General features: G+C 66.7%; 21 protein-coding genes. 4 read left to right on the forward strand and 17 right to left on the reverse strand.

What is annotated here, in order from left to right; genetic code table 11:
* The first annotated feature begins 723 nt into the window (after positions 1–723).
* Positions 724–1,680, forward strand: a complete 957-nt coding sequence (locus ABZ459_RS06300) for a hypothetical protein (RefSeq protein WP_357966568.1) — start codon at positions 724–726, stop codon at positions 1,678–1,680.
* 365 nt (positions 1,681–2,045) lie between these two features.
* Here ABZ459_RS06300 and ABZ459_RS06305 read toward each other — a convergent pair whose 3' ends face one another.
* The 12 genes from ABZ459_RS06305 to ABZ459_RS06360 all read right to left on the reverse strand — a co-directional run bounded on the left by ABZ459_RS06305 (position 2,046) and on the right by ABZ459_RS06360 (position 11,147).
* The gene (locus tag ABZ459_RS06305; RefSeq protein WP_357966571.1) at positions 2,046–3,431 is read right to left on the reverse strand and encodes a tyrosine-type recombinase/integrase; all 1,386 of its coding nucleotides are present in this window, start codon (positions 3,429–3,431) and stop codon (positions 2,046–2,048) included.
* Positions 3,431–3,628, reverse strand: coding sequence for a helix-turn-helix domain-containing protein (locus ABZ459_RS06310; protein ID WP_357966574.1), 198 nt, complete (start codon positions 3,626–3,628; stop codon positions 3,431–3,433). The genes ABZ459_RS06305 and ABZ459_RS06310 overlap by 1 nt, the downstream gene beginning before the upstream one ends.
* 13 nt (positions 3,629–3,641) lie before the next feature.
* Positions 3,642–5,204, reverse strand: a complete 1,563-nt coding sequence (locus tag ABZ459_RS06315) for a YfjI family protein (protein ID WP_357966577.1) — start codon at positions 5,202–5,204, stop codon at positions 3,642–3,644.
* Positions 5,201–6,097 (reverse strand): bifunctional DNA primase/polymerase, encoded by an 897-nt coding sequence (locus ABZ459_RS06320; protein WP_357966578.1) that lies wholly within the window; start codon positions 6,095–6,097, stop codon positions 5,201–5,203. Before ABZ459_RS06320 ends, ABZ459_RS06315 begins: the two co-directional genes overlap by 4 nt.
* Positions 6,098–6,120: 23 nt before the next feature.
* Positions 6,121–6,339, reverse strand: a complete 219-nt coding sequence (locus tag ABZ459_RS06325) for a hypothetical protein (protein WP_357966580.1) — start codon at positions 6,337–6,339, stop codon at positions 6,121–6,123.
* Positions 6,340–6,478: 139 nt separating this feature from the next.
* Entirely contained in the window at positions 6,479–8,728 is a 2,250-nt protein-coding gene (locus tag ABZ459_RS06330; protein WP_357966583.1) for a cell division protein FtsK, read from the reverse strand.
* Positions 8,725–9,090, reverse strand: a complete 366-nt coding sequence (locus tag ABZ459_RS06335; protein ID WP_357966586.1) for a hypothetical protein — start codon at positions 9,088–9,090, stop codon at positions 8,725–8,727. Before ABZ459_RS06335 ends, ABZ459_RS06330 begins: the two co-directional genes overlap by 4 nt.
* Positions 9,090–10,070, reverse strand: coding sequence for a DUF2637 domain-containing protein (locus ABZ459_RS06340; RefSeq protein ID WP_357966588.1), 981 nt, complete (start codon positions 10,068–10,070; stop codon positions 9,090–9,092). The genes ABZ459_RS06335 and ABZ459_RS06340 overlap by 1 nt, the downstream gene beginning before the upstream one ends.
* A complete protein-coding gene (locus tag ABZ459_RS06345; protein WP_357966590.1) occupies positions 10,067–10,261 on the reverse strand; it encodes a hypothetical protein in 195 nt (64 codons plus the stop codon). The genes ABZ459_RS06340 and ABZ459_RS06345 overlap by 4 nt, the downstream gene beginning before the upstream one ends.
* On the reverse strand, positions 10,258–10,632 hold the full coding sequence (locus ABZ459_RS06350; RefSeq protein WP_357966592.1) for an RRQRL motif-containing zinc-binding protein: 375 nt from the start codon (positions 10,630–10,632) through the stop codon (positions 10,258–10,260). Before ABZ459_RS06350 ends, ABZ459_RS06345 begins: the two co-directional genes overlap by 4 nt.
* A complete protein-coding gene (locus ABZ459_RS06355; RefSeq protein ID WP_357966594.1) occupies positions 10,633–10,962 on the reverse strand; it encodes a WhiB family transcriptional regulator in 330 nt (109 codons plus the stop codon).
* A 17-nt stretch (positions 10,963–10,979) separates the two neighbouring features.
* Positions 10,980–11,147: a hypothetical protein gene (locus tag ABZ459_RS06360; protein WP_357966596.1), complete on the reverse strand. Its 168-nt coding sequence runs from the start codon at positions 11,145–11,147 to the stop codon at positions 10,980–10,982.
* Positions 11,148–11,597: 450 nt separating this feature from the next.
* Between ABZ459_RS06360 and ABZ459_RS06365 the strand changes: the two genes are divergently transcribed.
* Positions 11,598–12,845: a hypothetical protein gene (locus tag ABZ459_RS06365; protein ID WP_357966599.1), complete on the forward strand. Its 1,248-nt coding sequence runs from the start codon at positions 11,598–11,600 to the stop codon at positions 12,843–12,845.
* 45 nt (positions 12,846–12,890) lie between these two features.
* Here ABZ459_RS06365 and ABZ459_RS06370 read toward each other — a convergent pair whose 3' ends face one another.
* The 5 genes from ABZ459_RS06370 to ABZ459_RS06390 form a co-directional block, all read right to left on the reverse strand.
* The gene (locus tag ABZ459_RS06370; RefSeq protein WP_357966602.1) at positions 12,891–13,385 is read right to left on the reverse strand and encodes a DinB family protein; all 495 of its coding nucleotides are present in this window, start codon (positions 13,383–13,385) and stop codon (positions 12,891–12,893) included.
* A 130-nt stretch (positions 13,386–13,515) separates the two neighbouring features.
* Complete coding sequence (locus tag ABZ459_RS06375; RefSeq protein WP_357966605.1) at positions 13,516–14,277, reverse strand: hypothetical protein; 762 nt, start codon at positions 14,275–14,277, stop codon at positions 13,516–13,518.
* Positions 14,278–14,496: 219 nt separating this feature from the next.
* The gene (locus ABZ459_RS06380; RefSeq protein WP_357966608.1) at positions 14,497–15,405 is read right to left on the reverse strand and encodes an aminoglycoside phosphotransferase family protein; all 909 of its coding nucleotides are present in this window, start codon (positions 15,403–15,405) and stop codon (positions 14,497–14,499) included.
* Entirely contained in the window at positions 15,402–16,091 is a 690-nt protein-coding gene (locus tag ABZ459_RS06385; RefSeq protein ID WP_357966610.1) for a GntR family transcriptional regulator, read from the reverse strand. Before ABZ459_RS06385 ends, ABZ459_RS06380 begins: the two co-directional genes overlap by 4 nt.
* A gap of 882 nt (positions 16,092–16,973) precedes the next feature.
* Positions 16,974–17,372: a hypothetical protein gene (locus tag ABZ459_RS06390; RefSeq protein WP_357966613.1), complete on the reverse strand. Its 399-nt coding sequence runs from the start codon at positions 17,370–17,372 to the stop codon at positions 16,974–16,976.
* Between the two features lie 101 nt (positions 17,373–17,473).
* Here ABZ459_RS06390 and ABZ459_RS06395 point away from each other — a divergent pair, with 101 nt between their 5' ends.
* Together ABZ459_RS06395 and ABZ459_RS06400 are read left to right on the forward strand one after the other, a co-directional pair.
* Positions 17,474–18,730, forward strand: coding sequence for a hypothetical protein (locus tag ABZ459_RS06395; RefSeq protein ID WP_357966616.1), 1,257 nt, complete (start codon positions 17,474–17,476; stop codon positions 18,728–18,730).
* On the forward strand, positions 18,727–19,380 hold the full coding sequence (locus ABZ459_RS06400) for a 2'-5' RNA ligase family protein (RefSeq protein WP_357966618.1): 654 nt from the start codon (positions 18,727–18,729) through the stop codon (positions 19,378–19,380). Before ABZ459_RS06395 ends, ABZ459_RS06400 begins: the two co-directional genes overlap by 4 nt.
* Positions 19,381–19,893 lie beyond the last annotated feature (513 nt).

A 19,893-nucleotide genomic window follows, 5' to 3' on the forward strand; every position in this document is an offset into this window, starting at 1 on the left:
GCCGGCAGCGCGACGGTTCTGGCCGTGATCGTATGGCTCAGTGGGCGGCGTGGTCCTGGTGGTGGTGACCATCGCCGCCCTACATCTGTTCTCAGTTGACGTCGTTGATGCAGGTCCGAGAAGGGGCTGCGGAGATTGCCTTCTGGTCATCCCGGAAGGGAAGGGGAGTGACGGGCTGCGGGTCACGGTCTCGAAAGTGATCGCCCAACCAACCGACGACCACTACCGACGACTTGCTCGCGCAGGCGTTGCGATTCTCTGTCCGGTCGTGCCAAGCACGGCCTATGCCCATTGGGGGACCTGAATGGACGCTTCAGTCAACCTTAGACGACCTCTTAGAGCCCGGTTGGCGCCAAGCCGCCCAAAGAGTCCCGAAGGCTGCCGCGCACGCGGTGAACTCCGTAGCTCCTAGCCCTGCGACACAGATCAAGATCAGACCTGCCGCGAGAATAGCGATGAACGCGGCGAGTTCCACCAGGTGACGCCACGGATCAGGTTTGGGCGATCGGTTCATGTAGTCCCTCCTTGGTCGGCCACGCCTGGGCATCCACGCGAGACCGATGTCGTACCGGTGTGACCGGATGGCGATCCTCTGTGGAACGAGCATCCTTGGTGCTCAGAGGGCGAAGATAAAAGCTGCAGAAAAGCCCACAAAGATTGATGCGATCCGTCAGGATAGTCGTGGCAAGTTGACGCCGTTAGACGAAACTTAGAGGTCGAGCCATGGCACAACTCCAGATGCCCGGCTACGAGGAGTTGCCGCCGGGCCCTCACCGAGACTTAGTGATGGCATTGCAGGAGGTGCGCCACTCCGTTCAGGGGTACTCCTACCAGCGTCTCAGCGACATCATGAAAGAGTCGGAGGACATCCCGGATGCGGTCAGCCATGAGAGGATCCGTCAGATCCTCCTCGGGCGACGCGGCTTCCCTCGCTGGTTGACAGTCGAAGCGCTGGTGCGAACCATGTCTCGACTCGCTCAGCCACCTCGCGACCCCGATGCAGAAACGCTACGCATACGGAGTATCTGGCTCCGACATCAGCAGGCGAGAGAAGAAGACGCCGTGATGGAGCAAACTGGCGGAGCCCCTGCAACGAAGCCCGAGACGCTTCATGAGAGTAAGCCCCAGGAAGCAGCACTGGGAGATCAAGAGTCTCCTGATGAACTGGATTTCCGAGCTTGGGCAGTCTTGGCAAGCAATGAGGACGTTCTAGCCGCTCTGCCAAAGTACAATCTGGGTGAGGGTGAGGATTTTTCCAATGGATACGCGGAGGCCGTAGGGCGCTATCGGGCCCCCGACCTGCTGGTGGACCTCCTAGAGCACTTACGGTCTCGAAACATGGATCAGCTCGCTAGCTTTACCATCTCGTATGCCGTTTTTCGGCCCGAAATTGAGCTGAAGGCCATCCTCGCTGCATATCGCAGACAGGTTCCCAAGGAGCGCGAAGTTACGGACGAGTTTCTTGAGAATTTGGCTCTCAACCTAAAAGTAACTCGAATAATCAACCTTCTCAAGGTACTCCACCGAAGCCTTCCTAGGGATGCGGCTCGACTTCTGCAGTTTTTCATTGTTCACAGAAGCAGTGACGAGCATGAAGTAGCGGCCCAAGAACTGAATGAGTTGTGGGCCACGCTGAGATCGATAGACGTCGAGAGGGTAGCGCTCGTAAGGAGGTCCTAGCCCGATAGGCAGCAAGAGCTAGAGAGGCTCCGCATCAACTAGCGTCAACCAGCGTGGTTCCGTGCGGACCAGTGCGGTTCAGTGTGGTTCAGTGCGGACCAGTGCGTACCAGCGCGGCTCAGTGCGGTTCAGTGCGTACCAGTCGGGACCAGTGCGGTTCAGTACGGACCAGCGCGGACCAGTGCGGACCAGTGCGGACCAGCGCGGTTCAGTACGGACCAGCGCGGACCAGTGCGGACCAGCGCATCGGTAACGCTTTCGGGGCGCGTGCTGACGACTACCAACGCAAGCAGGCCCACGCCTGCCCGATGGCTTCTGCGCTGCGCCAGCTGGCCCGCTGAGCCGGATCGGCAGGTGCAAGGACTTCACTGCGTGGCGTCTGAGATGCGGCGCATGGCCTCGCTCTGCTGTCCGTAGATGCATTTGGCGTAGACGCGTAGCAGGACGTCAACGCTGTGGCCTGCCCATTCGGCCACTTGGGGTGCGGGGACGCCGGCGTTGAGCCATGTGGAGACGGCGGCATGACGCAGGGCATAGGGGACCTCCATCAGGGGCGACTCGGCCTCCGACGGTGTGAAGGCTTTCGTTCTGGCTGCGTGGAAGACCTTGAGGTAGGCGCGGTCGGTCATGAGGCCGCCGCGAGGGCCGATGAAGATGCGTCCGCCAGGGCCGGCGCCAAACTCCTTGAGGTGCTCGATCAGCATGTTGGACAGCTCGGGGTGGATGGGCACTCGCCGTATCTCGCCTACGGCTCGGTGTTTGAGTTCTCGGCGTTCCCTGACCTTGCCGCTGTTCGTCCAGCGACTGCCTGAGCGAGGCTCGGCGTTGGTCAGCCGCATCTCTCCCCAGTCGTTCGTAGGAAGGCTGACGAGGTGTTCCTGACGCAGGTCTACGACCTCTTCGGGCCGGAGCGCGGCGAAGTACATGCATCCAAAGAACGCCTTCATGCGTCTGCCTCGCTCGCTCTGGTTCTCCACTGCCTTAAGGAAGCGGCGCGCTTGGCTGATGTTGATGACGACGCGCGGGTCCACTGTCGTAAGAGTGCGCTGCTTGGCCCACTTCACGGCCTTGAGCGGGTTGGACGACAGCTCGCCGATCTCCTGGGCGTACTCCATGGCGTTGTTCAGGACCATGCGCTTGCGGTTGGAGGTGTTTGGGGCGGCAGGCTTTCCTTGCTTCGTCTGGCTGATGCGGGCCAGTACATGGCGTGTCAGCACGGCTCCCGACCCGTGCTCGGTCAGAGCGGCGAGTGGAGTGGTGTGGCTCTCCAGCCAGCGCACTATGTCCACGAACTCAGGGGGCGGTTCGGTGGTGTCCCTGACCCGGTTGCTGTACGACCAGCGGAGGGCGGCGCGTAGGGCCTCTCTCGGGAACGGGTGCGCATCGGTGAGCAGGGCTTCGGTGGCGTCGGTCAGGGCCTCGGCGATGCCCCGGCGGTGGTTCGGGGACGCGTAGGGCCATTTGGCCTCTACGTATCGCAGGGTGAAGGCGTACCACCTCATGGGTTCCGGCTGCTCGATCTCGCGCTGCCAGGAGGCCGGCCGACCGGTGGAGATGGAGAACGGCTCCCCGCGACGGGCTGCCGTCATGAGTTCGGAGCGGAAGGCGTCTGCCTGTGCTGCTGTCTTGAAGGTCTCCTTCCATACCTCGCCGTCGACGTTCCAAGAAAGCCGGTAGGAGATGATCGCGCCCTGGGCGTTTTTGCGCTTCTCTATGCTGCGGATGCGCACGTCGTACGTGATCTCCTGCATCAGGCGGCGTCCTCTCGCTCGTTGAGCCAGCGGTCGAGTTCAGAGCGGCGGATGCGTAGTTCGCGGTTGGCGAGGGTGATGCAGCGGGGGCCCTGTTTCTTGGCGCGCCAGTCGTAGAAGGTGGAGCGGGCGATCTTGAGTTCGGCGCAGACCTCGGCGACGGTGAGCTTTTCGTCGGTGCGGGTTGTTGTCTTCAAGGGCGGTTCCTTCTCAAGCTGCTTGCTGGTGGAGGCCTGGGTGGACGGCGTAGGCCGGTGATGGGCGGCGGCCCGGGCCGGTGCGGGGTGGTTCGGGCTCGCGGCGGATCCAGCCGAGCTGCTCCAGCAGGTCGAGGGCGGGTTCTAGCTCGGCGACCTTGCGGAAGCGGTTGCGCGGTAGAGCGGTGAAGGCTTCGCGGACGGTGAAGCGCCGCGGGTTGGTGCGCTGCAGCCAGGCGTGCACGATGCGGGCGGCTTCGAGGTCGGGGTCGGCGCCCATGGCGTCGAAGGTGGCCAGGGCGTGGGCGATGAAGTACTGGCCGATGGTGATGGCGGCGTTGACCGTGTCGGCGGTGATCGGGTGGCGCCAGCCGTCTTCAACGCGGCCGGCCAGGTGGATGAGGCCGGCGATGCGCATGACGGCGCCGTCGAACTTGCCAGCCCAGTCGGTGATGTGGCCGAGGTCGCCGGAGTCCGGGCGCAGGCGACGTTCGGTGCTTCGGCGGTGCTCGGTGAAGATCTCGGCGGCTTCTGATGACAGGACGAGCTGGGCGGGATCGTGCCAGTCGTGCATGTCGATGGTCAGGCGTTGCAGGTTGGCGTCGTACCGGGCGGCGATGTGATCCGGGACGGTGGGCGCGTCGACGTTGCGGTAGCCGACGTTGCTCTTCGGCAGGCTGTAGAGGATGCGGCCGAGCAGGCCCTTGCCGCGGAAGCCGGGCATGGTGGCGATGTCGGAGACGATCTCGGGTTGGACGGCCAGGCCCATGGTCAGGACGGCTTGGTCGACGCGCTCGCTGCGGCCTCGGCGGTCGATGATGAGTGGGTCCCCGGCGTGGCCTTTGAGGAACAGGTCCAGGTTGGGTGTGCCGGAGTAGCGGCCGGCGAGGGTGGCGAAGATGCCGCCCTCGGCGGACAGGACGGCGAGGCGGCCTCCCTGCTCCACGAGGATGGTGGAGGCGGATTCGGGCGTGACGTCGTCGGCCATCAGTCGTGGTTTGACCGGGACCTTGATCTCTTCCACGGCCAGGGCTGCGCTCTGGGCCTCGGCGATCGCCTCGGCGGCGGATTCGCCGCGTGCCGAGCTGGCCGCGCGTGCGGCCTTCTCGGCGAGGTCCTCGGCCAGGCGCCGGGCGACTTCGGCCTCGGTGATCTGCGGACCGATGCGGCTGAGCAGGGCACGTTCGGCGTGGATGAGTGGGTTGGTCATGGCGCGGAACACGGCGGACTTGCGTGACCCGGGTGGCATGGCGACCAGGACGAACAGGTTCACCGGCTCGACCCATGAGCCGCGGACGTTGACCACTGCCCGTCCGCCGGCTGCGGTGGACAGTGCGGCCAGGGCGACGCAGCCTGCCAGGTCGAGTGGTGTCTGTGTCTCCTCTGCTACGGCGCTGACGTGGTCGGCGACCCAGCCGGGAAGGGCGTGTACTGGGAAGGTCGGGAGGTCGCCGCGCTGGCCGAGTGGCGCGGGCGGCTCCCAAGCCGCGGGTGCATTGTGCAGTTCGGTGAGCTGCTTTGCGGCACCGAGGTTGCTCAGGATGGTTTCGGCGGTGGGCCGTCCGTTGGTGGTCAAGCGGCTGCCCTCCTTGGTCGGTGTAGGCCGCTGTCGAGCCCGGAGCGGATGGTGTTGAACGCCTCGCGGAAGTCGAGCCCGATGGCCTCGGCTGCGTTGTGCAGGCACGCCTCGGCGAGGTTGCGTGGGAGCAGGCTGGCCGCGATGAGCTGGCCCAGAGCGAATGCCGCGAGGTTGAGGGTGTCGTTGCGGGTGCCGGGGACGGCGTCCAGGACTCGTTCGATCTCGCCGCGCAGTGCTGCCAGGGCGTACCCGGCTGCCCGGTCCCCGCCGCAGGCGGCCAGCACTGCCCCCGCAGACGTGCGGGGCATGGATGGCGGGGGAGAGCTGAGACGCTCGGTCAGCCAGGTTGGAAGCGTGGCCGGAGCTGGGTCGTGCAGGACGTCATAGGAACCAATGCCGCCCGGCAGGGTGACGCGGCTGCCGGGGGCGACGACGTAGCCGCCGTGAGCCCGGGTGTCGATCTTCCAGCCGAGTCTGCCGGCGGTGTTCCGGAGGTCGGTGTCGGCCGGGGTGGTGAAGTAGAGGTGGGTGCCGCCGCGTCGGGTGCGGACTGTGAAGGTCTCCAGTGGCAACGGTTGGCCGGCCTGCTCGCAAAGTGAGGCCAGGACGTCGGCGCCGTCGTTGATGCCGGGTCGCGCCCAGTCGGGCGGCGGGTGCTCGTCGGGCTTTGGTACGTCCAGGTCGAGCACCACCAGGCCCGATGGGCCGCAGGCAATGCCGATGTTGAACGGGGCGCGGGCCCACATGTGGCGGATGAGGGCGGTGTCGGTGGTGGCGTGCTGCTCCCAGGCGGTGAAGCCGGGCAGTGGGCGCTTGTCGTACGGGGTGAGCGGGAAGACGCGCCAGCCGCGGGCGGCGGCGGCCAGGGCGTAGCGGGTGGGGTCGTGCATGTGCATCTCCTCAGAGGGCGGCATCAGTGGTTGCCGTCGCGGTGGAGGCGGCGGGCGTAGAAGTAGAGCTGCCAGCCGAGGCGCGGGCGCTTGCCGGTGCCCTCGCAGGCGCGGCAGGTGCGGTTCTTGCCGCCGGGACGGCATCGGGTGCAGCGGCCCCAGGGCGACGCCAGGCACATAACGATGTAGCTGAGAGTGACGAACGGTAGGCAGGCTGCTAGAAGGACAATGACGCTGGCCATGAGGGCCTCCAGGGCCGAATTCAGGGTTCCGCAGGTCAGGCTCTAGGCGCTAGAGCCCTGATAGAACGGGGTTTCGAGCTCTAGGGAAGCCTCTAGACCTAGAGGGATGCGCCTCTAGGTCTAGAGGCGAGCGGGCGAGCTACGACGCCTTGCCCTTGTCACGCAGGGTGATGGCCGTGGTGAGGTCGTCGCGGGCGATGCCGATGCGGTTGGCGCCCTTGCCGCCGCCTTCCGGGGTGCCCCAGACCTGCATGGTGCGGACGCCGTACGGCTTGAGCGCGGTGGTGAGCTGGGCGGTCTTCGCCCCGCCTTCTAGGGCCGCCCATGCGCCGTAGATGTCCGGCCGGAGTTCGGCCAGGCGATCCACGATGACCTCGTTCCAGACCTTGGCCTCGGACGGCGGGACCACAGCGAGGATGTCGGCCAGCAGGTCGAAGGTCGGCGCGGACTGCTCGGGCGTCTCGCCGAGGGCGTAGCCGGTGAGCGTGCCTGCCGTCTTGCGAAGTGCGTAGGCGCGGTCGGCGATGAGCTGGGTTTCCGGGGTGTTGAGGTAGGCGGCCTTGACGACCTTGGGCATCGGTGTCGCGCCGACCAGGTAGCCGGTGCCGGCGTCCTTCTCCGGGACGAAGACGGTGGCGCGGATGCCGTTCTTGTACGCCGAGGTGCCGAGGATCATGTCGTTCTCAAGCTGGCCGGCCACCCGCAGGCAGAACCGGATGGAGACGTTCGCGGAGATGCCGGTGGGCAGGCTGTCGCGGTCCGGACGCTGGGTAGCCAGGATCAGGACGACGCCCAGGGCGCGGCCGAGCTTGATGATGAACTCGGCGTCATCGCCTGCCCTGTCGCCGTACTCGGGGTGGGCGAACAGGTTCTGGCACTCGTCGATGATGCAGACCAGCGGATGCAGGCCCAACGAGCGCTTGTCGGCGATCTGCCGGGTGACGCGCTTGTCCGGGCACAGGTCCGCGGGCAGGGCCTTGAGCGCGGCCGAGCGGCGCATGACCTCCTTGCGCAGCAGGGTCAGGGAGTCGGCGGCGTAGGCGATGGCCTCGTCCTCGATGCCGGAGACGTAGCGGTGGCAGACCTTGTCGTACGGGTCCAGGTCGCCGGTGCCCTTGAGTTCGTGGAACCACGCCTCGACCGTGGGATCGAGCACGATTCCGGCGGCCAGCTCGCGGATGGACGAGGTCTTGCCCTGGCCGGGCTGGGAGCCGATCAGCACGTTGTGCTGGATGAGCGGCACGGTGACCAGGCGGCCGCGCGGGTCGTTGCCGAACGGGATGCCCTTGAACACGTCGTGCGAGCCGGCCCGCTTGAGCGGGGATCGCACGATGGTCTTGGACAGGTCCTTGTCACCCACCCACAGGATCAGCCGTCCCTCGTGGACGGACGGGTCGCCCTCCGGCCAGATGCAGCCGAGCGGGCGGCGCAGCGCGCCGGACAGTTGCTTCCGCCTGTCCAGCACGTCGGCCACGGTCACGCCGTACGGCAGGTCGATGTCGGCGCGCCAGCCGGGGCCGTCCCGGGTGATCGGGGCGACGAAACGGATGGCGTCCTTGGGGTTCTTGGACAGGGCCTGCGTGATGCCGGCGATGCCGAGCACGCTCAGCGCGCGCACCACGATGTCACTGGTCAGCTTCTCCACCTCGGACGCCATGACGGCCCGGTTGATCAGCGGCCGGTCGGCGGGCTTGCCGAGGAGGCCCAGCACGGCCATGGCCACGGCGAGCGCTCCCCAGCGGGCGGCGGACGGCTCGTTGGCCGCGACGATGGCCAGGACCAGCAGCGCGATCAGGATCGTCCCGGTGATCCAGACACGCAGCCGCACACGTGAGTCTCGTTGCCTGCTCAGCTTCAGGTACCCCTCGTAGTCGGATTTGCGGACGGCCGCCACGCGTGCGGGCTCGCCCTCCAGGTCGAACGTCCACCGCGCCATGCCGTTCACGAGGCGGACGAAGCCGCGCGGGGCGCGGGCGGTCAGCCGTCCGGCGTACAGCGGGGTGCGGAGGGTCTGATAGCAGGCGACGTGCAGGTAGTGGAGGCTCGCCCAGCGGATGGTCTCGATGGCCTCGGAGCGGGAGCGCAGCCACAGCGGGATGATCGGCTGTCGGGTGGTCGCCTTCCGTTCCAGGCTCGCCCGCCAGTCCGCCCGAGTCGGACCGGGCTGGTCCACTCGGACGATCTCGCCGTCAAGGACCGGTCCGTCCGCGTCGTTCTGCGCGGGCTTCTTCGGGTCTGATTGGGAGCAGTGGCGTCCGGACCGGGCGGCGTCGAGGTCGACGATGTCCGCCCCCTTGCCGTCCTGGCGGTCCGGGGTCGGTTCGTCGGACCGGTCTGGAGTGTCGTCCTCGTTCGGGTGGTGGTTGGGGTCGTCCGGTCGGTGAGTCATGATGAAGGCACCTCTGCTGCCTGATGGGTGGTGGGGTCCTGGGGCGCGGTCGTTGTCTTGGCGGATGAGGCCGCGCCCCACGTGACGGTCAGGGACGATGTGCGGTCGGACCGCGGTTCGTCCGGGCGGTCGGCGGGTCTGTGGTCAGCGGTCGGCGACTGCGGTCCGACCGCTTGAGCGATGTCGAGTGCGGTCGGCAGGGTCAGGGCGAGCAGTTCGGCCAGGAGCATGGCGGTGGTGGCTTCGTCGCGGTCGAAGAGGCGTCCGGGGTAGCCGGTGACGGTCCATCCGCCCGCGCCGAGTTCGGCGACGTTCAGGCACCGGTCGGAGCTGATCCGGGTGTCGGTGACGGTCAGACTCATCAGGCGGCCTCACCTTCGGGTATGGGGCCTTCCGCCTTGAGCTGGGCCAGGAGCGCGCCGGCGCGGTCGGTCGAGATGCTTTGGCCGCGGTTGCGGATGGCGTCGCGGAGGCGGTCACGGGTGAGGGGCTCGCCCTGTGAGATCAGGTCGGCGGCGATGTGCCGTCCCAGTGGCAGGAGGTCTCCTACGTTCGGTGGTGTCGTGTTCTGGGGCCGCTTGGGTCCACGGCCGTGTCGCCTTGGAGCGGCCGGCGGTAGCGCGGTGCTGGGGGCCTCCAGCTGCGGGAGTGTCACGGTCGGCAGTTGCATGTGCTTGGGCGTGAGTTCGCCGAGGCGGTACAGGGCTCGCTCGCGACGGGTGGCCTTCCAGCGCCACAGCAGGCCGTACCGGTCCTGAAGCTCCGTGCGGGCCAGGATGCGTTCGCGCTCGCTGCCCAGGGCTTCCGGGTAGCTGCGGATCTCCCAGAGCACCATGCGGCGCCAGAGAGAGACCGTTGCCAGCGGGGCGAGCAGCCAGCGTGAGCGGCGGATGCCGTCCATGCGATCCGGCCTGACCAACTCGGCGTGCTTGCGGACGACGTGGGCGCCGACCTCGATGGCGATGACCCACAGGAGCGGCAGCAGGGCGTGCGCGACGACGGCGAACCAGTCCGTCGGTCCTGGCGTGTTGAGGTAGGCGGCCACGTTGAGGTAGACCGTCGAGGCGGTCAGGGCCCATGGGATGAAGCGGAGCCAGCCCAGGCGCATGCCGAGGCGGGCAAGGACGATGTCGAGCGCCGAGAAGGCCGCGATCCCCAGGTCGATGCCGAGTGGAACGGTCCAGGCGAACCATCCGAACGAGGGCTCGGCCGCCGTGGCGACGCGCTCGAAGCTGTTGACGAAGCCCAGGAGCCCGAGGGCGCCGGTGACGGCTGCGGTGGTGGAGATGGCGGTACGTTCGCCCTCGGTCAACGGCCGGGATGTGGCCTCGTAGGCGGTCATCGTGCGTCCTTCCTGTCGGTGGTTCGTGGGCGGCGTTCGCGGGTGGGGCGTCCGCTGCGGCTCATGCCGCGCTTGCGGTCGGCCTCCAGCCATCCGTCGCGTCCGGCTTCCGGCTGGTAGAGGCTCGGGAGCTTCTCGCCGTGGACGGTGAGGCCGGGACGCCCGGAGGTGTCGAGGATGCGGCGGCTCACGCGGCTGCCTCCTCGGCGCAGTCGAAGCACACGCCGAGGTGGCGCGGCAGCGCGTAGCCGACGTCGATCAGACACTCGGGGCACGTCCGGCTGGTCTTGAAGATGTCGGTACGTCGCCGAGGGCTCGGGGTGCGCTTCGGCAGGGCGAACCGCACGTCGTACAGGGAAACGGCCCGAACGCGAGGCGGGCCGGGACGCCGGCCGCGCCACAGAGACTGGGCCTGTGCGCCTTGAGGGCCAGGGCGTAGTCCCTGGGCGGCGAGCTGGTGGAGCGTGAGCAGGTGCGGCGGGACGAGGTGCCGTGGGTATGTGGGGATGCCGTACCGGGCGCCGGACGGGTCCCAGAAGCGGGTGCGGATGCGGCTGGCCATTCAGGCCACCTCCATGTCTGTCAGGTCGGTGTTGTAGGTGGTCAGGGCGGCGGCCGGCAGGCCGGCCCAGATGCCCGAGGTCGGGCGGGTGCGCCTCGCGTACTGCTCGCACAGCGACAGGGCGGGGCAGGTCGCACAGACCTCGCGGGCGACGGCCTCGCGGGCGGCGCGTTCCTCGGTGCTCTCGATGGTGAGCCGCGGTCCGGTGTGCAGCTCGGGGTCGTACGTGCATTCGGGGAGCGGCGTCCCGTCGTCGGTCTGCCAGGCGGCTTCGATCTCGGCGAGTGACATGCGGGCCGGATGGATGGGGCGGTTCGGGTTCTTAGTCACGGCGTCTCTTTCTGCGATCACTTGTTGACGGTGTGGACGAACCGGGCGAAGGACTCCGACGCGCTCATGACCAGGTGGGCGGCGGCCTTGACGATGGTCGCCGCGCCCTCCGGGTCCTTCAGGGCGTAGAGCGCGGCGCAGATCGTCAGGACGGTCGGGAGCACTTTGCGCGGACGGATGAGCATGACGAGACCTCTCGGTTCGAGGACCCTTCGAGCAGGTCCTAAGAGACATAGAACATGTATAGCTACGGAGAGTCAAGTGTGAGGGACTGCTTGTGTTGGAGTCCCGCGGTGCTTGGCTCGCCCGCTCTTGCTGACTCAAGCCTTCCTCGCCGGGCGCCGCCCCAACACTGTGCTCATGATCGGGACTGAATGCACAGGGGGTGCTTTTTGGGGGTGATTCAAGCCCTGGGCAGGAGAAACGCGGGCCGGTATTTCTCGGGAAAGCGGGCGTTTAAGGCCGTGTTCGCGCCATGATTGCCGAGGCGTGCACATGTGGAGGTGAAGATGTCTCGAATGCCCAATGTGGGGCTTGCTGATGCGATGCGGCGTGCCGATTGCTCTAATTCGGGACTTGCTTCACGAGTGCGACAGATTGCGCAAGAAGAAGGCGTAACCCTGAGTTGTACGCACGTGGACGTCAAACGCTGGCTCGACGGGGTGAAGCCGCGACCTGCCACCGCGCGCTTCATCGCGGAAGCACTCAGCAGGAAGGCCGGGGTCACCTTCACGCTGGACGACATCGGGTTCGCCAGCGTCGTGACTCCGGAGACGCTGGAACGCACGCTGGCTCATGGCGGCGGCATCTCCGACGTGGGGAGTCGGCTGCTGGGCCTGACGCGGCGCGACCTCGCAGACGATCCGGTGGCGCTTCAATCGGTGGTCGTCCCGGACGCCTGGAACGAGTCCCTCATCGCGTGGCTCCTGTCACGGCCGGAGCCGGTGCTGGTACGGGAGCACGCGCGGCCGTCTGTCGGCCCATGGGACGTGCAGACCATTCGCGCCACCACAGAGCTGTTCGCGAGCATGGGTTTTCAATTCGGAGGCGGACATGCACGTTCCGCGCTCGTCCAGTATTACCACCGAGAAGTCGTTCCCATGCTCGACGGGAAATTCCAGGAGTCGGTAGGGCGGGCGTTGTACGCGGCGGCGGCCGAAATTACGGAGTTGGTCGCATGGACGGCGTACGACCTCGGCCGACACGGGCTCGCGCAACGCTATTTCCTGCAAGGATTGCGCCTCGCCCAGGTGTCCGGAGATCGCATGCTGGGTGGCCTGATCCTGGCCGACATGAGCCACCAGGCCAATTATCTGGGCCGATACGATCAGGCCATTCAACTCGCGCGTGCGGCGCAGGAGGGTTGCCGTAACGCGTCCACCGCGACGCCCATGGCCTTGTTCTTTGCCATGGAGGCCCGCGCGCACGCCGGGAACGGCGACGAGGCCGCCTGTGCGCGAGCCCTGCTTGAGGCGGAGAAATGGTTCGCCAAGCGCAACGTGGACGATGACCCCTCGTGGGTCGGGTACTTCGATGCCGCCGAACTGGCCAGCGAGGGCGCGCATTGTTACCGCGACCTTCGCAAGCCGTCCCGGGCGATGGAGTTCGTCGGCCAGGCGGTCGGGCTCTGCGATCCGATGTACGTGCGGACCCTGGCCTTCGACCGGCTGGTCCAGGCGGCGAGCTACGTGCACATGGGCGACCCGTCACAGGCCGCGGCCGTCGCGCTGGAGGCCATCGACCTCGCCGGGCCGCTCAAGTCGGAGCGCTATCTCCGGTACATCCGAGACCTGCAAGCAGACCTGAAGGCGTACGCGGACGATGGGTTGGTGGCGGAGTTCAACGCCGTCGTCGCCCGGAAGTATTCGTCGGAGAGCGATTAGTGCGGTGACCGCTAACGTTCACCGGGTTCAGTGACCTGCGGCCGGTCAGTCGTCGTTGACCAGCCACTGCCGTCCGTCGATCAGCTCTCGGACCGCGTCGAGCTGTCCGGCGTGCGTCGCAGTGTCGACGATCACGTGCATCAGCACTTCGCGCAAAGACCCCAGCCGCCATGGCCCCGAACCGAACATCTTCGTCGGCCACCAGGCCGGCACGGCATCGATCGCCGTCGCCCCGATGACCATGTTCGACTGCTCGATCGTCCGCCGATACCGCGCGAGCACGTCCGCACCGGAGAACTCCTCAGGGACCTTCCAACCGAACTCGCCGACCACGAGCGTGTCGATGACCTGGCGATCGGCGGTCATCGCGCCGCGAAACCAAAGCGCCTCGGACCAGGTCAAATGGTGCACCAGGTCGCGGGGCGACCAACCGGACGGCAGCACCACCTGGCGTAGTTGCTCCTCGCCAAGGCCGTCCAGGATGCCCAGGACGTGCTTGCGCTGCGAGTCCAGGTAACCGACCAGTGTTTCGCGCTCCACGCCCCTTGCCCTCCCCGCGATATTTGCCGACGTCAGACCATATAACAACGAGATCGGCAACCGCGTGGATCAACGAGAGCGCGGTCAAGCCGGTGCGTTTTCCACCCGGTGAACGTTCATGGTCACCGCATTAGCTGTCGTACCCGTGGCGAGGTGGCCGGCCGTATCTCCACAGGAGGTAACCGAGCGGCAGCGCGAGCACCAGCAGCCGAGCAGGGGCATCGCGGAGGCCGTCGAACTGGAGTTGGTGCAGCAGGCCGGCGCGCAGGGATTCGTCCCCGGTGAGGAGAGGGGCGAGGCCCACCAGCCCGTACACCACCAGGGCGTCCATGACGGTCGTCAACGCGCGCCGCCCAGAGATCGGCAGCGCGGGGGAGTTCGATGCGAGCAGCACCAGCAGGGCAGCCGCCAGCAGGCACAACTCCCAGAGTCCCCAGCCGCCGGACAGAGCCTCGAACCAGTCCGGGGTGAACATGTGCAGTGAGCCCGAGCAGATGCTGTCCCCCTGGTAGTCCGCCGAGAGCGGCCGGGCGAGCGCGATCAGCACCAGCATCCAGGCTGCGCGTGGTCCCGCCGTTGCCGAATGCCGACGGATCAGGGCGACCAGCACGACCAGCAGGGGCACGGCCCAGGTCGTCGCGAGTTCGGTGAGGGGGGCGAGGTCGTCGCGCAGTGGTAGGAACAGTGAGTGGTCTATCGCGTCGTACGGACGTACGCAGCTCACTACGCCCTCGGTGAAGCCTTCGTAGTGCAACTGTGCGAGGTACTGCTCGGGCACGTCGGCGGTCGTGAACAGGGAGGACCAGTCGAACCTGGTCTTCCAGGTGTCCCAGGTGGGGTAGGCCGCAGCGGCGAGGGCCGCCAGCCAGGCTAACGGGGCTGAGGGTGACACGTCAGAGGCTCCTTTTGCTTCTGGCGCACCCTATCGGTGATCTTGAGCGACGAGAGCTGTGGCTGTTGGAGAGGGGCATTCCGTCCCTGCGACTGATAGCCGTCACAACATGTCGGATACGGCACGTGAGCCGCAGACACCGACCTTAATTTTCGAGTAGGTGGCACACCCGTACTGCGCTCCTGCAGGGCGGTCATCTCCCGGCCCAGGACATCGACCTTAGAAAGCACGCCAGCGGCGAGGTGCGTCGGGATTCCGCAGCGAGTTCATGCGATTGCGGAACTCCCGGGCTATGGCCGCGTCTTCGTCGACGTTCTGCATGAGCCAGGTCGTCATTTTCAGCTCATTGATGTCTCTGAGCACCGGGTACCCTTCCCAGGCCAGAACATCGAATCCGTACCGCTCCGCGAACCGGTCATATTCGGTGCGCGTTCCCCAGCCGACGGTGTGCTCGATGGCGGTGACCGCGAGATCCGTCTCCGGTGGGCCGAACGCGAAGCGCTCGAAGTCGATGAGCAGGACTCTTCCGTCGCCGGTTCTGATGAGATTCTCGTTGTGCGCGTCACCATGGACTGCGCACGGCGTGAGAGGGAAGGCCAGCTCGTCGTACGCGCTTTGCAGCTCGTGTCGCCGTGTCAGCAGGAAGTCTCGATCCTCGTCGGTGAGGACGGACGCCGCGTTGATGCGTTCGGAGACGCGGCTGAGGATGTCCATCGCCGGCAGTTCCAGGTCGGCGGGGACGGCCAGGCCGTGGAGCTCGTGCAGGACGCCGGCCAGGTCGTCGAGGGTCGCGGGCGAGCCGCTGTCGGGGATGAGGTGCCAGAGCGTTACCGGGTGACCTCTGACGATGAGCGGTTGGTCGTGCGCCGTCGTTCTCGCCGCCGGTATCCCGGAGTCGTTCAGCCAGGCCGAGACGGCTACTTCCTTGTGTACGTCGTCCAGCACCTCAACGCTGCGCGCGATCCTCACGACCACTTGCTCGGCGGGGAGTGCGAACAGAGCGTTCTCGCCGAGGCGGATCAGGTGGGCGTCCTGGCTGGCCAGTCCTGCGCTCTCGCAGGTTACGTGCAGGGTCGCCAGTGCTTCGGTGGTGGTGAAGGGGATCGAGGGCGTCTGGGATACGGTCACGTGTCACCTTCGGCTCGTGATTTGACGACGCGGCCCATGCCGGGCCTTTTCTCGATGACTCCTTCCGCTTCCAGCAGCGCGAAGGCGCGCCTGATGGTGATGCGGCCGACGCCGCGTTCCTGGGCGAGTGCGTTCTCCCCGGGCAGGACGGACCCCACAGCGAGCTTGCCTGTGGAGATGTCCTGCCGGAACTCGGCGGCGACCGCGTCGGCTCGGGTTCGCGCGTGCTCGGGGCCGCCGACGAACCAGCCTTTGCCGTGGACGGCTGTGATGAGCCGTTCGCCGGCCAGGAGTTGCAGCGCCTGGCGGGCCGTGCCCTTCGACACCCCGAACTCCTCCGCTGTTGCGGCCTCTCCGGGCAATTGCTGGCTAGGCACCAGCTCGCCGTTCTTGATGCGCCCTCGGAGGGTCTCGGCAATCGACTCGTACTGTGTTGTTGCTGCCCGCGGGGCTGTGGGGTCCTCGCTCTTCACGCGCCGGCCACGGCCGGCCTCGCTGGCCACCAGCCCCGAGCGTTCCAGCTCGGCGACCGCCTGACGTACGGTCCCTCGCGCCACGCCGTACGTGCTGGCGAGGGTGGCTTCGGAGGGCAGCATGGCACCGGCCGGCAGATCACCCTGGAGGATGCGATTGCGGATGTCCTCTGCAATTCGGACGTAGATACGGGCGTCCTTCGCCTTGCTCATCGCGCTCCCTCGCCGAGGCACAGTGTCTCTAGGGTAGGGCGGGGGACATGGCCACTGGCGAAGCTTCGCGGACCATGTCTCCCTTGGTCTTTCCCTACGCGCAGCGAGGGGACGCCGTACGGAACCAGCTTGTTCACGCTGGTGGTAGGCGTAGATCTTGGCGGGCTTGCCGCGCAATCCGCAGAACCCACTATCCCAGCATCCAAGCCCATGACCCCTCGCTGGCCCTCGCGGCCACGATGGCTCGCACTTTGCCGCGGAACACCGCAGATTGGATCAGCTCTTTTGCTCCAAGGGAGTTGCTCTGGTGGCGGTTCACGTGGCCTTCCCCGGAAGCCCCCGGCCACGTTGCCTGGGACGAGCAGCCATCCGAGCCCGGACCTTCCGCTTGTGCTCGTCCTCATGAAGGATGAGCAGCGCCTCCCAGACGGACCGCGCATGCCGGTACAGCCCCCTGGCCGTCTCCTCGTACTGGCCTGTAGAGGTGCGCCGGAGGATCAGGAACTGTCCGCCCTGGCAGGCCCACTCAAGAGCACCGCAACATGAGGTCTCCGTGATCCGGATGCGGTCCCTCGGAGGACGCAGGTACGGCTCCCACTCAGGTACGGGCTCGTCAGGAGGCTGGGTCATGCACCGGTTCCCCAGCGTCGTACTGCCTCACGTACCGGTAGACCTTGCGACGGCTCCGCTGCCAGGTGCACCTGTAGGCGAGCTGCAGAGGCGAGTCGGCGACCAGCTCCCGCAGGACGCCGTAGGCGACTTCGCCGGCCGTCAGCTTGGGCAGCGGCCTGGCATGCCATAGACCTGTGGCGTCGCACCAGACGTAGAAGCGCCTGAACGCACCTCGCAGATCAAGTTCACACGTCTGCTCAAGCGTCGACGTCATGCCGGCCGCCCCTGCAGTTGGCGAGCCGGATGGATGTGCGGAGATCCTGCAGCGTTCTTGACGTTGCCGATCAGAGTCGACTGCCAGGCCAAGGCGGCCGCGAGCGCGATCGCGTCCTCGCACCTGACGACGCGCATGACCCCCTCCGCCACCAGCTCGACAGTCAGAGCCCGATTCGGCACGGCGGTCCACCACAGCCTCTCCGTGGAGTCGAGCTCCAGGGCGATGTCCCAGGCCGGATAGGTGCCGCGCAGTACGGAGAGCTGGCGGTCCCGCAAGTCCTGTATGAGCGCCGCCAGTGCGGAGGCTTGGCGAACGCTCTGAGCCGTGGCCCTCAGCAGCTCGTCCAGCCCGGCTTTGGTGTCGGCGTCTAGGTGATTCGTGTCCCAGTACACGAATCCATCACAACGCTGAGTAACGACGCGTAGACAGATGTGATTGGGGGACACTGGGGGCGGCGACCGTGTCCCCCAACTCGGTGGTGAGGTGCGACGGCATGCTGGAACAGCCCAGAACTCCCCGGTGGGCCGAACGCATTCGCGATGAGCGACGTCAGCGCGGCTGGTCACAGAAGCAACTGGCCAGACACCTGTTCCTGGCGGCGGGCGAGGAGATCGTCTTGCCCGAGTTCGAGTCGGTGGTCCGCAGAATCAAAGACCACGAGACGGGCAACAACCGTCCGAAGGACCCCTACCCCTTGCTGTACTGCCGCGTGTTCGGCATGGACGAGGCCGTCCTCTTCGACCAGGACGGCGAGCTGGTGGGGACGCTGCCGACGAGCGGTGACCTGATCGAGCACACAGCCTGGATCGAGCAGACCAACGTCGGCAACAGCACCATCACCCTGATCGACGAGACCCGCTACCACCTGACGCAGCGCCACACCCAGACCGCCCCCGCGCCACTGCTCGCGGATGTGCTCCGCCTGCACCGGCGAGTGCTGGCGCTCCTGCGGGGTGGCAAACAGCGGCTTCATCAGACGCGTGAGCTGTACCGAATCGACGCCGAACTCCTCGCCCACGCCTGCATCCTGCTGGGCGACCTGTACGACGACGAATCGGCCATCGTCCACGGCAGGGCCGCCCTCCTGTCCGCCCAAGAGGCCGGCGCGAGCGAGGCGGCGGCGTTGAGCGCCCAGGCCAAGACCGAGCGGTGGCGATGCCGGTACGCGGTCTCTGCCGACGCGGCCAGACGCGGCTACGAATGCAGCCCGCCCACACCTCTGCGAGTACTCCTGGCCAGCCAGGAAGCGAATGCCGCAAGCTTGCTCGGCGACTTCGACCGAGCCCGGGAAGCACTTCACCGAGCAGACGAGGCGGCCAATTCCGTGGCTGGCGACTCCGGCGTGACACCCTGGTCGTGCCCAGCACCCAGGCGGGCACTGTACGCCCTGTCGGTGGCACTCCAAGCGAGCGACCATGCCGCAGCACTGCAGGCGGCAGCGGCGGCCGACGACGCATGGGCCAACGGCGCTCCCTGGGTGGCCGGCACCTGGGCACAAGTCCGCTTCGGCGCCGGAATCGCGTACGTGATGATGGAGGACCTGGACGCCGCCGCCGAACAGGTGACGCCGGCCCTGTCCCTGCCGCCCGAACATCGCCTGTCCACGATCACCAACTACCTGGTGCGAATGGATGCTCGATTGGCCGCTCCTCGGTTCCGCGGCTCGGATATGGTGACCACGCTGCGCGAGCAGATCAAGACGTTCAACTCCGCTCGGGCTCTGCCCGCCCCTGTCGAGGAGGATGCGTGAGCCCGTTGCCAACGCGGATGGCGAACCGCTGGGAGAAGCGACGAGCGCTCATGCTGCCGCCAGGCCAGGGCCAGCTCTACTGGCACGTCCTCCTGGGAGAGGACCCTGAAGCACGGGCCATCGTCCAAGAGGCTCACGACCGCCTGGCCGGCCTGCCCGGCCTCGATCTGGTGCCGCAGAAGTTCATCCACCTCACCACGCTGGTCGCCGGCTACTCACAGGAGATCACTGATCATCAGGTGAACGTCATGGCACAGGAGGCTACGGCTCAACTCGCGCGGATCGCACCCATCACCGTGACGCTCGGGCGTGTGCTCTACCACCCTGAGGCGATTGTGTTGGAGGCACGGCCCGCGGACCGCCTGCGTCCCTTGCTCGAAGCGGCGAAGTTCGCCACGCGAGCGGCCACCGGCCGTGAGGGCGCCCTCGCTCATACAGTGTGGATCCCGCACGTCACTGTGGCCTACAGCAGTGCTGATGGCCCGGCGGCTCCCATCATTGGGGCGCTGGGCAAGCAACTCCCCGAACGTGACGTCACCATCCGTAGCATCCACATCGTCAACCAGGACGGACCGGAAACGGTTTGGGACTGGCGTCCGTTGGCACAAGTGCGACTCGGGCCCCATGAGGGCGTCACCGTCACCGCGTGACTGCTGAGACCTTCTTTTCAGCCACATGATCCATCAAGCAACTCGCCGCTCATTTCCTGCCTGATTCTTCTAGAAGCCCCGAGGATCAGTTGTCGCAGCGCTCTCCACGCCGATCTCTGTGCTATTGGGTCGCGACTGCGATCCACCACGACACCACGACCAACCATCGCGGAACGGACTCCGGCAACAGGCAGAGGGCGTGCTTGTACGCAGGGCCATCTTGGCTCCGTGAAGGCATTACAAGATTACGTGTTGACCGCCGAGAGGTCGGTTTGAGGGGCCGGGGTCAGCGGCGTGATCCGCGCCAGGCGGTGGTTGTGCGGAAAACTGCGGCATTCTGCTTTACCGCCGCACTTGTTGTGCGGTTAGCCTAAACTCGGTCCAAACTGCTAGGGCGCCCGCTGACCTCTATTCTGCGGAATCTGCGGATGGCGATCCGAGTCGGTGCTGGACAGCACTCGGAGGCGCGGCTCAGGCGACATCTGCGCACGTCATGTTGTCATGCCGGAGGTG

This window comes from Nonomuraea sp. NPDC005692 (assembly GCF_040631115.1).
In the GTDB taxonomy this organism is placed as follows: domain Bacteria; phylum Actinomycetota; class Actinomycetes; order Streptosporangiales; family Streptosporangiaceae; genus Nonomuraea.